Source organism: Rossellomorea vietnamensis NBRC 101237, from assembly GCF_001591825.1.
In the GTDB taxonomy this organism is placed as follows: Bacteria; Bacillota; Bacilli; order Bacillales; family Bacillaceae_B; genus Rossellomorea; species Rossellomorea vietnamensis.
This window is the reverse complement of sequence record NZ_BCVQ01000008.1, coordinates 1-14226: the sequence shown is the minus strand read 5'-3', so window position 1 is coordinate 14226 and position 14226 is coordinate 1. Positions and strand designations below refer to the sequence as shown.

The following is a 14226-nucleotide window of genomic DNA, read 5'->3' as shown; positions in this document are numbered from 1 at the left end:
TTATCTTCCTTACATGCATAATCCTTAACCACGTTTTATCCCATGAAAAAAGGACAGAAAAACCCCTTTTCATAAAGAAGGTTTCTCTGTCCTTGCACCTGAAAGTTTACCGAAGAACGGCTTTCCCCTTTGGTGGTTTCCTGAGTCGGAAACACTCTCCAGAGTTGCGTCCAACAAGAGTCTTTTTGCCTGAGAGATTCACACTTAAACGTGCTTGCTCCTTCGGCGCTGTCTGCACAGTCTCTCCCCTTGTCATCATTCGCCAATATTCCTTGAAACAATTGGTCATACTAGAAATATACAGAAGAAATGTTGTAAATGTGAATGTTCGGATTTTCGAGTTTTTCTAACAATTGAAAATCTATTTTCATCCTACCATTAAATACGAGTTTTGAGCAATCATTTTTATAAGAATTAAGGAGATGTTTTTCAGATGAATGTTGAAGTTATATTTGATGAAGAGTGGGGAGAAGGTCTCGAGAATTTAATCGAAAACGATGGACCATGGGGGAACTGGGAACTTTATAAGCTCGCCATCGAATTCGAGCACCATCTTGCAATTCCGAACTTTGAAGGCCTGCAGGCTCCAAAACATTTGGCAAACGTCACTCCGCTCCCTCATCAGCTGGAAGCAGCGAAACAGGTTGTGGAAACGATGAATGGAAAAGCCATCCTTGCAGATGAAGTCGGACTCGGGAAGACGATCGAGGCAGGATTGATATTAAAAGAGTACATGATTCGGGGTTTAGTAAAAAAAGTATTGATCCTTGTTCCTGCTTCCCTCGTTTCTCAGTGGGCGTATGAATTGAACAGCAAATTCTTCATTCCTGCCGTGCCCCAGAGAAAGAGCTATGTGTGGGATCAATGTGACATCGTGGTCTCTTCCATGGACACTGCTAAAAGAAGTCCTCACAGGGAAAAGGTGTATGAACAGGATTATGACCTGGTGATCATTGACGAAGCTCACAAACTGAAAAATCATAAAACAAAAAACTATGAATTTGTGCAGAATCTAAAGAAAAAATTCTGCCTGCTTTTGACTGCCACACCTATCCAAAATCGCGTAGAGGAAATCTTTCATCTCGTTTCCCTATTAAAGCCGGGGCATCTCGGCAATGAATCAGGATTTACGGACAGATATAAAAAAGGAGATCGTTCGCTTCAGGAGGATGAACATTTAAAGAGCCTCATTAACAAAGTGATGATCCGTAACCGCCGTGGGGATACAGGTATCGAATGGACAAAGCGCCATGTAAAGACGGTGTTGATCGATTTCAATGAAGCTGAAAGGGATCTGTATAACAGTATCGATCTGCTCAGGGGGAGATATGATGACTGGGCCAATTCAAGTTCCTTCTCCCTTTTGACTTTACAAAGAGAAGCATGCAGCTCACGCGAAGCTGTTTTTTACACCCTGAAGAATATGCTTGAAAAGAAGGAATCACCTACCCCGGGCTTCCAACAGATGATTGGGACACTGATGAAAAAAGTAGAAAATGTCACGATGAACTCCAAGGCTCAGAAAGCATTGGAAATCGTACAATCCATTAATGATAAAGTGATTATTTTCACTGAGTACCGGGCGACACAGCTTTATCTTCAGTGGTTTTTGAAGCAGCACGGGATCAGCTCGGTCCCATTCCGTGGTGGATTTAAACGTGGTAAAAAAGACTGGATGCGTGAACTATTCCAGAAACATGCCCAGGTGCTGATCGCCACCGAAGCCGGCGGGGAGGGAATCAACCTTCAATTCTGTCATCACGTGATCAATTTCGACCTTCCCTGGAATCCCATGAGGCTTGAGCAACGAATAGGCCGTGTGCACCGCCTCGGGCAGACGGAAGATGTTCATATTTATAACTTTGCAACTAAGAATACTGTTGAAGAACATATCCTGAAGCTTCTGTATGAAAAGATCAATCTTTTTGAGCGGGTAATTGGTCAATTGGACGAAATCCTGACCCGCCTTGATTTCAGGGATTTTGAAGAGCATGTGACAGACATCCTCTCTTCCTCCCGTACAGAAGGGGAAATGAAGATCAAAATGGAAAATTTGACAAGTATGATTCAATTCGCCGAACAATTAAAGGAGGAGAAATCAAATGCAGCAGCACGAAATTCATCGATTTCTTGAGAGATACTTCGTCGCCAACGGCTGTGATATGGTTGCGAACGGCAATGGATATATGACCGTACAGCTGACCATCGACTTGGATAAAGAGCTAATGAACCGCCCGTTCTATTGGCATTATCTCGAAAAGACAGGCGGGACACCAAATCCTATGACATTATCTCTCGTCACAAATCCCGACCAGGCACCGGAAGATATGAAAGGAGAACCGATTCACTTTGGTTCACCGCGTCTGCATCAGATCTTTCATTCGACGCGAAATTTGGCAGGGTATATCCGACTGTATGAAAACAGGTACACCCCAAGTGGACAGCAAACCCCGCTCCACCCATGGCTGGGCCTGAACATTAAAATATCCTATCAATCCAATCGAAAGAAAGACAGCATAAAGAGCATCGGATTAAACCTGATCAACGGCGTCATAGAAGAGGACTTTCACTCTATATTGTTATCCAAAAACCTGACGCCGAAGATTCCGGACTTCTCATTCACGTTGACACCGATCATCAAACCGAAAAGCGGAGTCAACCGGATTCAGGCTTATCTTTATGAAGAAATCAAAAGGGAGCCCGTCGAATGGGCGGAACAAGCAAGGAAAACCTGGGATGAGGACCTTCAACTTCTGAACCATTTCTATGGAGATCAGGAAGAAAAGCCAGAATCTTATTTTCTTGAACAGCAGGCGTTAAAAGAGCAGTATGAACCGAAGATCACCATCGAAGTCATAAACGGCGGGATTTTTTATCTGCAACAGTCGAAATGAGGATTCAGGGGGAGACAAGCTTTGTTTCTCCCCCTTTTGGCTATTAAAAAAAGGACTACCATAAAGGTAATCCTTATCCACTATTTGTTTTTCTTGAACATGATCATGAAAGCATATGGGATGATGCCGAACCACCTGAAGAGAAATGGTTCCCGCTCATTCTTTCTCTGCTTTTTTAATGTCTTACGTTCATGGGGTGATTTTTCATAATGCTGGACAAATGTTTGTGTTATGAACTTAACATAATCATTTACTGACATAAAAGCACCACCTTCCGCTTTTATCAGTATTCCCATTAGAACGGAAATTATACAAGCCTATCTCTCGATGTAGGGCAATATCCTTTGAACCACTTCATCGACTGATTGATGATCTGTATGAATGGTTACAGAGCTCCCATCTTCATACAGAGGAAGACGACGCTCGAAAAGGTCTAATAATTTGCCCTTCGAATTATTTTGTACCAGAGGACGATCCTCATCGCCTTCAAGCCTTTCCCATAGTGAATCAAAAGAGCATGTTAAATGGAAAACAGAATCGTTCTGCCTTAGAAATTCCCGGTTCTCCTTTCTTTCCACCACTCCCCCTCCAGTAGTGATAATGGCTTCTTCACTTTTCAATTCATTGAGCACTTTTGTTTCCAGATCCCTGAAATACGGTTCACCATGCTGAAGAAAGATATCTTTGATTGCCTTTTTTTCTATCCTTTCGATGTATTGATCCATATCGATCACCGGAAGATTCAAAACGTCTCCAAGACGTTTTCCAATCGTCGTCTTTCCTACCCCCATAAAGCCAATAAAGAAAATCGGTTTCATATTCTACTCCCAACGCGTGATTTGTTTTGTTTCCCTATTATACACAACCGTCGAAGGAAGAAAAACCTTATTATCCCGTGAGAATGTCAATTCCAACTGGACTTCTTGCGGGTTTAGCATCTGACTGGTGGTCATGACCTCACCAAATTTGGTTTTTACATTCCCTGAAGGATGAGGTCCATTCTCGATTTCAAATAAGATCGCGCGGGAGACACTGACATTTCTTTCCTGAATACTCTTCATGTTAGAGAGATACTGATACTTACTTATAAACAAGTCTTTTGATGCAAAGGCTAAAACCAGTACAATCATCAATAGAAGCAGCGTATATGGAAGAATAAACCCGTTATTGTTAAGGTGAGAATCCCCCCTCCGCTGCTGAAAAGGAAAAGAAGTTCCCTTCCACTTTTTCCCCGCCTTCAAATTCCAGATCCAAATGCACCCCCTGATCGATGACATTAAACGTAAACCCATCCACTGACTGGAGGACGATTTCATGACCCCTATTATTCACCCTCCTTCTAATGGACTGATTATATTTTTCATACAGTATCGTTTCCCCGTCCATGACGAAGGAGAGTTGATTGGACATTACATTTACATCCTTTGCCTTCCTTAATTCATTTCTTACACTTTCATGAAATAAATTCCATTCATAATATCGGGGAGGAACCAAATCATGCTCGATCGTCGAAAAACCTTTCATCATCAGGGGAATACTGAGGGAAATCATACAAAACAAACCAAAGCTTAACAGAGTCTCAATCAATGTGAACCCCTTCTCATCCATCCGCCCCGACGCACACTTCACGGATGGTCCCTGCGTCTTCATCATAGCGTACACATGCTTCACCACTCCCCCCGTTTTCCCAAATGAGCTCATACCCGACCCCCTTATAGATTCTTGAATGATCGACAAACTCATGTGTAACGATTGCCTCCTCCACCCCTTCCCGAAGGAATTTCAATGCTTCCACTTCACGTTGGAGCTTTTGAAGCCCGGACGCATAATGAATGAGGAAGGGGATGAACAAGCCGCACATCATGAGGATACAACTAAACGCTACCAGTGTTTCTGGTAATGAAAAACCCTTAGTATTCCTGTACATAAAATCTCCCTTGACCAATTTGGAACATCAGATACATATTGACATCTCCCATTTTAAAATTCACCCTGCCAAATTGATTTGTGTTCCCATCAGGATAAAAGGTGATTTCCTCCAAGCTGTTCGTTAAGGCTATCTGTATACCGGCAGGAAGTTTTCTCGACACAATCGTTTGACTTGCTCCTGTTTTGGCAACGTATTTATTTGTATAAGGATAAAAGATAAGCAATGTCGGGACTTGATGATTGATACTGTAGCTCTGGATCTGGTAGAGGTCTGATTCAAGCTGAGAAATGAACAGTTCCTTTTCAGTATGGTCTTTCAACGGAGCGATGGAGAAACCAACCCATGATAATAAAATGGTAAAGATCAATAAGACGATGAGCATTTCAACGAGGGTATATCCCGCTTCAGCTTTTATCCCGTCATTAATCAGCAGCTGTCACCACCTTCCCTTCAGCATCGATGGAGATGGCCCTTCCGTCGGGACAGGCTTTATAGTCATCGTTCAGATAACCATCTGCAACAAGGGTATCAATGGTCACTGGATCTGTATTCCCATCCATCTTATACGCTTCAATCTGCCCTTCCACCATATGAACGAACGCTTCACAGCCTTTAGAATTGATGGAGTTACTCTGATTGGTCACATTCGGGATCGTGATAAAAAGCAAGACGGAAATGACGAGCAAAACGATCATCATTTCGATTAATGTGAATCCTTTTTCATTTTTGAGCATACTTTTCCTCCTGGGTATAGATTTCATTTTAGATTCCCTGCATCATCTGGAAGAGAGGCATCATGATAGAGAAATAAATCGCCATGATAAATAGACCGACAAAAGTGAAGATTGCGGGCTGGATATACTTGAGCCAGGCATGTGTTTTATCCTCTAATTCCTGAAAGCATATATCACTGTAAATACGAAGTTCCTCTGATAATCGTCCGTTCTTCTGCCCGTGCTGAACAACGAAGGACAGCTCTTCCTGGAAAAAAGGGATAGTGGAAAAACATTCATGAAACGGTCTACCTGCTTTGAGCTGTTTGATGCAATGGCTTGAAATGTATTGTAAGGTGGGACGGAATGATTGTCTTTCGATGATGAGGAGGGATTCCGTGATGGATACTCCGCTTGAGAGCAGGAAGCTTAATTCCCTTGAAAAAAAGTGGGAATGACCGAGCTTCATGTAAGTGGAGATTAGTGGTATTCGACATAAGACAACCGAGAGCTTCACAGGGGAAATTCTCTTTTTAAAAAGGAAAAAGACGATTGTAAGGAGCAGGAGAAACAGTAATCCTGCACAGAAAATCATGGGGAAGTTCTCAATGAAATGTAAAAGATAGGTAAGCTTGGCTGATGGTTCATAGCCCATCGAGGAATAAAGGGACTGAAATCTTGGAAATAATACCTTTCGAAGTAAGACCATCATGATGATGGATATAAAAATTAACATGAGCGGGTATTGAAAGATCTTTTGCAATTGCTCCTGATTTTTTCTTCTTTTAATAAGATAGCTTCCTGCCTCAGACAGGGTATGTCCCATTTGGCCATGATGCTCGGCGAAAAAAATCTGTGCGCTGACATGAGCGGGGATGTTGAGTTGTTTATTCATCACGGTGGAGATGGACTCTCCTTTTTGGAGGGAGCCGATCAATCTCTTTTTTAATTTGATGGTTTTCTTTTCTTTAGGAAGCAAGAGAAAGTCGATGGCTTCTGTAAAGGAATAGCCTTTTTGAAGGAGGTCACCAAGCCTCTTCAGGAATTTACCCTGATCATCGCTTTTCTTCGTGAACCCATTTCCTATATTCATGTTCTGAAACAAATCCAAGTGCCACCCCCTTACATATTAAAGCCTGCAATGTGCGATACTGATGTTCCGCACTCTCGCCCTTAGCCTCCTTCAATACTTCCTTCAAAGAGCTGCCCGTAATGATTTCATAGACAGATGCCCTGTTACGGTTTTTCCCCCTAAGACATTGACCGCCACATTCTGCTTTGCAGATAGGACAGAGGAGCTTCAGCAATCTCTGAGCAGATACAGCAAGCAGCGTCTGTTCGATATCGTGCCACTCGATCCCCAGTTCCATCAAGCGATATATCGCCCCTTTTGCGTCCCTTGTATGTAATGTGGAAATAACCAAATGACCTGTAAGGGAGGCCCGTATCGCAATCTCTGCCGTCTCCCGGTCCCGGATTTCCCCCACCATGATGATGTCGGGATCATGCCGCAAAATGGCTTTTAATCCCGTTGAATACGTAATCCCTGCTTTTTCATTCACCTGGATCTGCACCATTTCATCATGCTGCTTCTCGACTGGATCCTCAAGGGTGATCACATTCCGGTTCAGGACGACGGAACAATGGTGGACGAGGGAATACAAAGTCGTCGTTTTACCACTTCCGGTCGGTCCTGTAAACAGGATGAGTCCATGGGAATGCATAAGAAGTGCAAGAAGTTTTTTAGCTGATGACGGGTATAGTGACATTTTTTCAATAGGAATCTGGTATTTTTGTGGGAGTATCCGAATGACGAGACTTTCTTTCAAGTGGGTAGTTGGCAGAGTGGAAATCCTGAGAGATAGGGGGGTATTTCTTACGGTAAGGCTGAAGGAGCCGCTTTGGGGCTTACGCTTTTCTCCGATATCCATGGAGGCCATGAACTTCAGATGGGCAATCAAGCGATCTGCCTGATCCGGGTCTATGGTCTGGAATGGAACCAGTACCCCGAGCTTTCTGAATTGAATCAAGTAATCTTTGGTTCTGGGAATCAAATGAACATCTGTGGCATCATTGCTGAACGCTTCTCCGATCATCACTTCCGATAACGATTCGACTGAGTGAAATATGGATTGGCACCACCTTTCTGTTTTCTTAAAGTAAATATACGACATTAATTGGCAAAATCCTTCTTTTTTTGAAAGTTTTTTTCACTTTAAGTCTCTTCCAATTCACACTTCAATCGCCCACCCATATATTAAATAAGATAATCAGCCATTCGAAAGTGGTGACCCTCCCATGACGAAATATATGGATTATTCTTCACCAGAAGCTCAATTCTCTTTTGATGTGAATGAAAGTCCCCTGTTCAAAAAAGATAATCAAAACCTAATCAATGTTTTAGGAGTAAATCAGCTTAATACATTGGACAATACTTCTCTTCTTGATATCTATTTAAGTAAACATAACTTTGTAGAACCTCATTACCACCAAAATGCTGCGGAACTGGTCTATTGTATTTCCGGCGGAGCCATCGTCTCCATACTTAAGCCATTTACGAAAGAAATATTAAATTACCGGATTTCGCCGGGACAAGTGGCGAACGTACCTCAAGGATGGTGGCATTATGAAGAAGCAAGGAAGGACAATACCCACCTACTCGCTATATTTAATTCTCCCGTTCCAGAAGTTGTCCTTGGCTCCGATATTCTAAAACTCACTCCCTCAAGCGTCATGGCTAAAAATTATTGCATGAATGAAAATGCATGGATCAATACAACAGAGAAAGTAAAGCCAGGCACGTATATCGGCCCGGGCTGCCTAGAACCAGAGAGACATTCACCAGTACGGCAAACACATTACAATTATCCTCCATACTTTTATCAATATCAGCCAACCCCATATTACAACAGACAATGCATTCCGAAAACATTTTAAAAACTTTTTAGCGATACATGAATAGTTCCTCAAAATACATCCATACTATATTTTGTAAAGACGATTCAATGGGCTATAGCCAAGCGGTAAGGCATCGCACTTTGACTGCGACATGCGTTGGTTCGAATCCAGCTAGCCCAGTACGAAAAGCAGAGGCGGCTTGGTCAGCCCCGACAAATGAATAAACCATTGAAAAAGGCAGGCACTCGAAATTCAAGTGCCTGCCTTTTTCAATTCAACATCTAGCTGCTTTTCTTCAATGATCTGTTTTTGTTCGCCAAACTCTGAAGTCCTTCTGGGTTATAGCCGACGACCAGTTTTTTTCCGTCTGTCAAAAGGGGCCTGCGAAGAAGTTTGGGTTCATCGATGATTAGTTTGATCACTTCCGATAACGGAAGATCATTCACGTCTTTTCCCAAGTCTTTGAACGTTTGGCTTCTCGTGGCAAGTATCTCATCAAGACCATCTGTCGTTAAGGAAAGTAGATCCATTAGCTCTTTATGTGTAGGAGTGTCTCTGAATAGGTGCCTCTCATCAAAATCGACGGAATGTGCGGTTAACCACTTTTTGGCTTTGCGGCAAGAGGTACAGCTTGGATAAGTAAAAAATGTCAGGTTGTTCACTTTATTGACCTCCTTAAATTTGAACTTCTTATTCGTTAAACATATTGTATATTAATTGTATAACTTTTGTACAGTAATATCACTTGGAAATTTGTGATTATTTTTTTACATAAAATGGTTCGGGGTGAAATACCAAGAAAAGAATAGAGTTAATGAAAGTTTCATGTTTAGTTAACAAGCATTCGTCACAAACTAACTTCAAACACATATTTACTTTTATGGTAGTATTCATTTATAATATTGAGTGATGGACTTAGGGTGCAAAGGAGGGTTACATATGGATCGTATGTTTAGAGTTCTTGGGTTTTGGACTGGTATTTTTGCCGTTATGTTCTATCTTGGTGATATGACCACGACATCATTAATCTTTTTAGGCCAAACCGGATTCTTCATTATGCTTAGCTATTTAAAACTGTCCGAACGCATGTATATTTATGTTTTCGGTGCCTACTTAACAGTGTTCTTTGCAGGTTTTACTTATTGGACGACCTTTATGATGACTCCTGGTGCAGGAGGACACTAAAAAAAATCCCTTCAGCTTTTAGCTGAAGGGATTTTTTTATTTAAAAGCCATTTAAAAAGGGATTTGAATCCATTTCCGCTTCAATCGACGTTTCAGGACCGTGACCCGGTAGAACCGTGGTATCCTCAGGCAGGGTCAATAGCTTATCGTGAATACTTGCTAATAGTTCTTTCTGATTTCCCCCCGGCAAATCAGATCGTCCGATACTTCCCATGAATAAAGTATCTCCTGCTAATACGATTCCACATTCTTGTACATAATAAGAAATACTACCCGGTGAATGACCAGGTGTTTCGAATAATTGCAGCTGAAAATCACCAATTTTCAAGTTCTTTTCATTTGTCAGTATGTAGTCCGCCGGCTTCAATCTGATGAGTTCGCCCATCATGAACAGCTGCGATCCATTCAATGCAGGATCCAATAACCACTGAGCCTCTTTTTCATGTACATATACAGGGATGCTGAAATGGTCCCTCATTTGATCGACTGCTCCGATGTGATCAAAATGAGCATGAGTGAGAAGGATGGCTAAAGGAGACAATGATTGATTTTCCAACCATTGAATCAGTTTCTCCCCTTCTCCACCGGGGTCAATCACCAGACATTCATTGTTAGTGTTCCAAAGGATGTAACAGTTGGTTTGCAAAGGGCCTAAGGGCATTTGTTTCCATTGCAACGTTTCCACCTCCATTTGTGATACTATTATTGTATCAGAACTTCCATTATCATAAAAATGGGGTCGACATAGAAGTGTCAAACTTTTTGACCTCGACAAACGGGAGAAAAACCTATAAAATGTTAATGGGTGCATTTATGTACATAATGTTACAATAGAGTCAGAAAAACGCACTTTAATGAAAGGGGTCATATAAATGGGTCTTGTAATTATCACTTCACTGGTTACATTATTAGCTTTATTCGCAGTAGTAAGCACATTTAAAAACAAGAATGCAATGGGAATCCTTTTCTCACTAGCGACATTAGGTGTCTTTGGATGGTTTACAATTATGACTGTCCTTCACTCTGGATACCCAGGTGGCCATTAATTAAAAATGTTTCACATTGAAAAGCCTTCCACTTCATGATGGAAGGCTTTTTAATTTCCCCACTTCTCCTATAGGCACCCAAAAGTACCCTATGGACCTTTTAGTTGTGTACGTTATAATGATAGTGAAATATATCTACAAGGAAATGGGATATTCCCTGGCCCTGTTGCTGATTCTATATAGTATTCGACCATAGATGGGGAGGTCATGATATGAAAAAATACAACATACCCGTTGAAGCTTCCTTGGAAGTGATTGGTGGCAAGTGGAAGGTCGTCATCCTCTGTCATTTGATTAAAAGCAAGCGGAGAACCAGTGAATTAAAACGCTTGATGCCTGGAATAACACAGAAAATGCTGACCCAGCAATTGAGGGAACTTGAAGCTGATGGAGTCATAAACCGGATCATTTATAATCAGGTACCTCCAAAGGTGGAGTACGAACTGACAGAATACGGATGGTCCCTAAAAGAACCACTGGATATGTTATGTGCATGGGGTGAACAGCATATCGAAAAAACCTATCCCGACAAAAGTGAAGTCCTTTTGGAAAGTGAAGAAGTTTGATCGGTTCCAATAAAAAGAGTGGGCTTAGACGCCCACTCTTTTTGTTTTGGTTATTTTTCTAATTTTCGCTGCACGGAAGAAAGCTTTCCTTCCATGGTCGTTTGCTTATCCCTGCGGTCATCAATTCTGATATTGGTTGCCACACGCTGAATCCCTTGCTGGAATGGGGATTCATGAATGTCTTGTATCACTTGGAAAAGAACGGGAAGTTCCCCTTCTATAATCGTATTCATGGGAGTAAGCTGAAAACGGATCTTCCCTTCCTCTTCATACCCCTTAAGGATACTTTGCAGATCCGCTACATATGAACTCACGCTGGGTGATTCCGTTCCGATTGGAATAACTGTTACATCGACTATTGCCATTATATATCTGCTCCTTCTTCTTTAAGTAGTTGAACGATACTGGAGTTCTTAAAATTGATCACTTTTTCAAGTTGATTACCATATAAACACGACTCTCCATCAGGAGAACACTTGATGGGTTCTAAAGGAAGATCATCAAACAGGACCTCTTCCTTTCCGGAATCCGTGTCCCACTCTTTTAAAGAGAAAGTCCCAGAGTACGTATCAAAGGAACCCGGTTCATTGGCAATGAACGTAATCAACCGCCCCGTCCCTTCTATCATATCATAATAAGGGATTAACCAATCAGAGTAACGGCTTAAGAGGTCAACTGTAAATTCCGACTGAACCTCTCCGTTGGGATGAATGAACTGATACGTAAACGGCCCTTTTTCTTCCCTTGAAAAGACCGATAACAGAGAACTTTTGAATTGATTGAAATGGATACTATCCTCCACGATCATTTCCTTTTCACCATCGAGGATATTTTGTGCTACCAGTGGAGCCGATACGCTCACTTCATCCTTGCTCCAGTCCTGATAAAGGACGGAGGATGCCGATTGCCACTGAACAAACGGCTGCTCTACATCAATGGGGTCCATGGTCCCGTCCCCGATCTTTATTTCAAAGACTTGAAAGCTCCAATCTTCATTGAAAGTGGTCATGACCAATGTATCATCATTGAATGGACTCCAGCTGTGGGTCAAGTCATAGGAAGGAACATCCTTTTGAAATTGTACTTCTCCTGATCTATCGATAATCGTCAGCTGGGCTTTATAGGATGCCGGAGAGGAATGAATGAGTATTTTTTTCTTATCCGGTGAGATGCTTGCGCTCACATAGGAGGGTTGTACATCATAAATTTTTTGATTGCTTCCGTCGTACACATTGTAGATATAGAAGGTCGTCACACCATCCTCTTCCCGTACAGAAAGGATTTCTGAACTGGACAGCCAGCCGACATTTTCTATAAATCCATCTGCAGGAAGGATATGGACCATCACGTCTTTCTGATCGTCCTTTTCTTTCTCTGAGGGGGAAGATTGTGTTTCTTCCGGCTGACATGCCGTTAACCATAGAATGCACATCATGAAAATTATCAACACACTACCTTTTTTCATTTTCATCCTCTTCCCCCTTCTCCTGTATTCCATATTCATTAGTACGTTTATAATGCGAAAATGTTTCAATAAGATTAAAAAAACATGACAAAAATTCAAAAAAAGTGATGACCAGATGTTCATACATACATCTTTTGGGTCACCACGAGAGGTTACTATTCATAGGATGATGATTAATTTTACTCCTGATTTTCATTTTCCACAATAGATATTTATGGAACTAATATAAAGATTTTTCGAGTGTTTTCTTCATTCATACCACCGATAGATAGAGACAAGTAAAATACCGGACACGTCCTGGTAGATTTCATCGAATTGTGACAGGGGCAAGGGGTTAATGCCTCTTCCTAATTCAAGGGTGAATCCGGATTTTTGGAATTCTTTCACAAACCAATCCTTGTATCCTGCATAACTATCAATGTAACGGACCGATTTATATCCGCTTACTCTGGTGAAATCCTTTGCAAGTTTGGCTGCTTCTGGAGGCTCCAATCCATCATACCCCCAGTAAAACTCTTTCCCCTGGGTGTGCAGAGCAAGAAGGCGATCGAACTTCCCTTGCCGTGCAAGCTTAGCCATTGCGATGGCTTCGGGCTCTGAGAGGGGCTTATATCCTGGGAAATCTCTTGGAGCCGGTTCTTTCTCCTCTTTCCTTTCCTGCTCAACTTCCCATTTGGCAGGAAACTGATTGTTCAGGTCCACGCCTCTAATGTTGGCTTTCCAGCCTGTAAAGTCAGTACTCCCTCGATTTAGAGCGATCATTTCATTTCTTTTATCGCTAGGGGGACCGTTCAGAACAAGGTCCACTCCATCCGGATTGACCATAGGAACGAGTGACAACGCCACATCCCCATATATAGGAAGGGTTTGTACCCCCCTCATTAGCTGACTGTTGGTCAAGGAAAGTAAGTACTCATTGATAAACGTCATAAGGACAGATGTAGTGATCCACTCATTCGCATGGAAGGAAGCATTCATTTGAACTTTTTTCTTTCCGGTTCCTATCCTTATTTCGATGAGATCTTTTCCACCTACGCTTTCGCCAACAGATCGTAACTTTATAAAGGGATAGATCTCCTTTAAACGTTGTACATCTCCTTCAAATCGTTGTGATCCGTAGGCCTGTTTACCATTGACAACAGGTGAAACCACCCTTGATGGAAGACTGATAGTCGCTCCTATTTGTAATCCATCGGGATTGACACCTTCGTTCAATAGAAGTAACGCGTCGACAGCGATGTTACGGTTTTGCGCCAGGGACCAGAGAGAGTCACCTTGAATAATAGAATGACTTTCTTTCCTGAATCCTGGAAGTTGTATCTCTGTACCGATTTTCAATCTATTCGGATCAACGGAAGGATTTGAATCGATGATTAACTGGATCGGGATATAAAACAGTTGGCTGTAGTACCAAAGGGTATCGCCACTGCGCACTTTTACTTTCATGATGCAACCTCCCCATCATATGTCCTTACTTACATGTATGAATGGTTCAAAGATTCATGACAAAAAAAAAGCCTGCGAAAATT

General features: G+C 41.9%; 19 protein-coding genes, 1 tRNA gene and 2 riboswitches. Of the genes, 7 read left to right on the top strand and 13 right to left on the bottom strand.

Translation table 11 applies throughout. From position 1 onward, the window contains the following. Positions 1–84: 84 nt before the first annotated feature. Positions 85–164, bottom strand: a riboswitch (glycine riboswitch). Between the two features lie 3 nt (positions 165–167). Further along, positions 168–259, bottom strand: a riboswitch (glycine riboswitch). 174 nt (positions 260–433) lie between these two features. Together BVI01S_RS06295 and BVI01S_RS06290 are read left to right on the top strand one after the other, a co-directional pair. After that, positions 434–2134, top strand: a complete 1701-nt coding sequence (locus BVI01S_RS06295; RefSeq protein WP_034757961.1) for a DEAD/DEAH box helicase — start codon at positions 434–436, stop codon at positions 2132–2134. Beyond that, positions 2103–2894: a YqhG family protein gene (locus BVI01S_RS06290; protein ID WP_061809662.1), complete on the top strand. Its 792-nt coding sequence runs from the start codon at positions 2103–2105 to the stop codon at positions 2892–2894. The genes BVI01S_RS06295 and BVI01S_RS06290 overlap by 32 nt, the downstream gene beginning before the upstream one ends. Positions 2895–2974: 80 nt before the next feature. Here BVI01S_RS06290 and BVI01S_RS06285 read toward each other — a convergent pair whose 3' ends face one another. The 8 genes from BVI01S_RS06285 to comGA all read right to left on the bottom strand — a co-directional run bounded on the left by BVI01S_RS06285 (position 2975) and on the right by comGA (position 7711). Then, positions 2975–3154: a YqzE family protein gene (locus BVI01S_RS06285; RefSeq protein ID WP_034757956.1), complete on the bottom strand. Its 180-nt coding sequence runs from the start codon at positions 3152–3154 to the stop codon at positions 2975–2977. A 57-nt stretch (positions 3155–3211) separates the two neighbouring features. After that, a complete protein-coding gene (locus BVI01S_RS06280; RefSeq protein WP_061809661.1) occupies positions 3212–3712 on the bottom strand; it encodes a shikimate kinase in 501 nt (166 codons plus the stop codon). 352 nt (positions 3713–4064) lie between these two features. Then, entirely contained in the window at positions 4065–4595 is a 531-nt protein-coding gene (gene comGF, locus BVI01S_RS06270) for a competence type IV pilus minor pilin ComGF (protein ID WP_167562101.1), read from the bottom strand. Next, a complete protein-coding gene (locus BVI01S_RS22720; protein ID WP_061809658.1) occupies positions 4495–4821 on the bottom strand; it encodes a type II secretion system protein in 327 nt (108 codons plus the stop codon). The genes comGF and BVI01S_RS22720 overlap by 101 nt, the downstream gene beginning before the upstream one ends. Then, positions 4805–5239 (bottom strand): competence type IV pilus minor pilin ComGD, encoded by a 435-nt coding sequence (gene comGD / locus BVI01S_RS06260; protein WP_034757947.1) that lies wholly within the window; start codon positions 5237–5239, stop codon positions 4805–4807. Before comGD ends, BVI01S_RS22720 begins: the two co-directional genes overlap by 17 nt. Positions 5240–5246: 7 nt before the next feature. Then, the gene (comGC, locus tag BVI01S_RS06255; protein ID WP_244886892.1) at positions 5247–5576 is read right to left on the bottom strand and encodes a competence type IV pilus major pilin ComGC; all 330 of its coding nucleotides are present in this window, start codon (positions 5574–5576) and stop codon (positions 5247–5249) included. Between the two features lie 10 nt (positions 5577–5586). Continuing rightward, the gene (gene comGB / locus BVI01S_RS06250) at positions 5587–6648 is read right to left on the bottom strand and encodes a competence type IV pilus assembly protein ComGB (RefSeq protein WP_061809656.1); all 1062 of its coding nucleotides are present in this window, start codon (positions 6646–6648) and stop codon (positions 5587–5589) included. Beyond that, positions 6593–7711, bottom strand: a complete 1119-nt coding sequence (gene comGA, locus BVI01S_RS06245) for a competence type IV pilus ATPase ComGA (RefSeq protein ID WP_061809655.1) — start codon at positions 7709–7711, stop codon at positions 6593–6595. The genes comGB and comGA overlap by 56 nt, the downstream gene beginning before the upstream one ends. 124 nt (positions 7712–7835) lie before the next feature. Here comGA and BVI01S_RS06240 point away from each other — a divergent pair, with 124 nt between their 5' ends. Then, on the top strand, positions 7836–8474 hold the full coding sequence (locus BVI01S_RS06240) for a cupin domain-containing protein (protein WP_061809654.1): 639 nt from the start codon (positions 7836–7838) through the stop codon (positions 8472–8474). Positions 8475–8543: 69 nt separating this feature from the next. After that, positions 8544–8615 (top strand) — tRNA-Gln (locus BVI01S_RS06235). 101 nt (positions 8616–8716) lie between these two features. Here BVI01S_RS06235 and mgsR read toward each other — a convergent pair. Then, on the bottom strand, positions 8717–9097 hold the full coding sequence (gene mgsR / locus BVI01S_RS06230) for a transcriptional regulator MgsR (RefSeq protein WP_034757676.1): 381 nt from the start codon (positions 9095–9097) through the stop codon (positions 8717–8719). A 277-nt stretch (positions 9098–9374) separates the two neighbouring features. Between mgsR and BVI01S_RS06225 the strand changes: the two genes are divergently transcribed. Further along, a complete protein-coding gene (locus BVI01S_RS06225) occupies positions 9375–9620 on the top strand; it encodes a DUF2626 domain-containing protein (RefSeq protein ID WP_034757675.1) in 246 nt (81 codons plus the stop codon). A gap of 40 nt (positions 9621–9660) precedes the next feature. Here BVI01S_RS06225 and BVI01S_RS06220 read toward each other — a convergent pair whose 3' ends face one another. Continuing rightward, a complete protein-coding gene (locus tag BVI01S_RS06220; RefSeq protein WP_034757673.1) occupies positions 9661–10296 on the bottom strand; it encodes an MBL fold metallo-hydrolase in 636 nt (211 codons plus the stop codon). Positions 10297–10492: 196 nt separating this feature from the next. Between BVI01S_RS06220 and BVI01S_RS22135 the strand changes: the two genes are divergently transcribed. Together BVI01S_RS22135 and BVI01S_RS06215 are read left to right on the top strand one after the other, a co-directional pair. Continuing rightward, positions 10493–10666 (top strand): DUF2759 domain-containing protein, encoded by a 174-nt coding sequence (locus BVI01S_RS22135; protein ID WP_034757672.1) that lies wholly within the window; start codon positions 10493–10495, stop codon positions 10664–10666. A gap of 212 nt (positions 10667–10878) precedes the next feature. Beyond that, positions 10879–11232 carry a winged helix-turn-helix transcriptional regulator gene (locus tag BVI01S_RS06215; protein WP_034757670.1) on the top strand — a complete coding sequence of 118 codons (354 nt, stop codon included), beginning with the start codon at positions 10879–10881 and terminating at the stop codon, positions 11230–11232. A gap of 50 nt (positions 11233–11282) precedes the next feature. Here BVI01S_RS06215 and BVI01S_RS06210 read toward each other — a convergent pair whose 3' ends face one another. The 3 genes from BVI01S_RS06210 to BVI01S_RS06200 all read right to left on the bottom strand — a co-directional run bounded on the left by BVI01S_RS06210 (position 11283) and on the right by BVI01S_RS06200 (position 14143). Beyond that, on the bottom strand, positions 11283–11597 hold the full coding sequence (locus BVI01S_RS06210) for an MTH1187 family thiamine-binding protein (protein WP_034757662.1): 315 nt from the start codon (positions 11595–11597) through the stop codon (positions 11283–11285). Continuing rightward, positions 11597–12703 carry a YqgU-like beta propeller domain-containing protein gene (locus BVI01S_RS06205; protein WP_061809653.1) on the bottom strand — a complete coding sequence of 369 codons (1107 nt, stop codon included), beginning with the start codon at positions 12701–12703 and terminating at the stop codon, positions 11597–11599. Before BVI01S_RS06205 ends, BVI01S_RS06210 begins: the two co-directional genes overlap by 1 nt. A gap of 243 nt (positions 12704–12946) precedes the next feature. Then, a complete protein-coding gene (locus BVI01S_RS06200) occupies positions 12947–14143 on the bottom strand; it encodes a M14 family metallopeptidase (protein WP_061809652.1) in 1197 nt (398 codons plus the stop codon). Positions 14144–14226 lie beyond the last annotated feature (83 nt).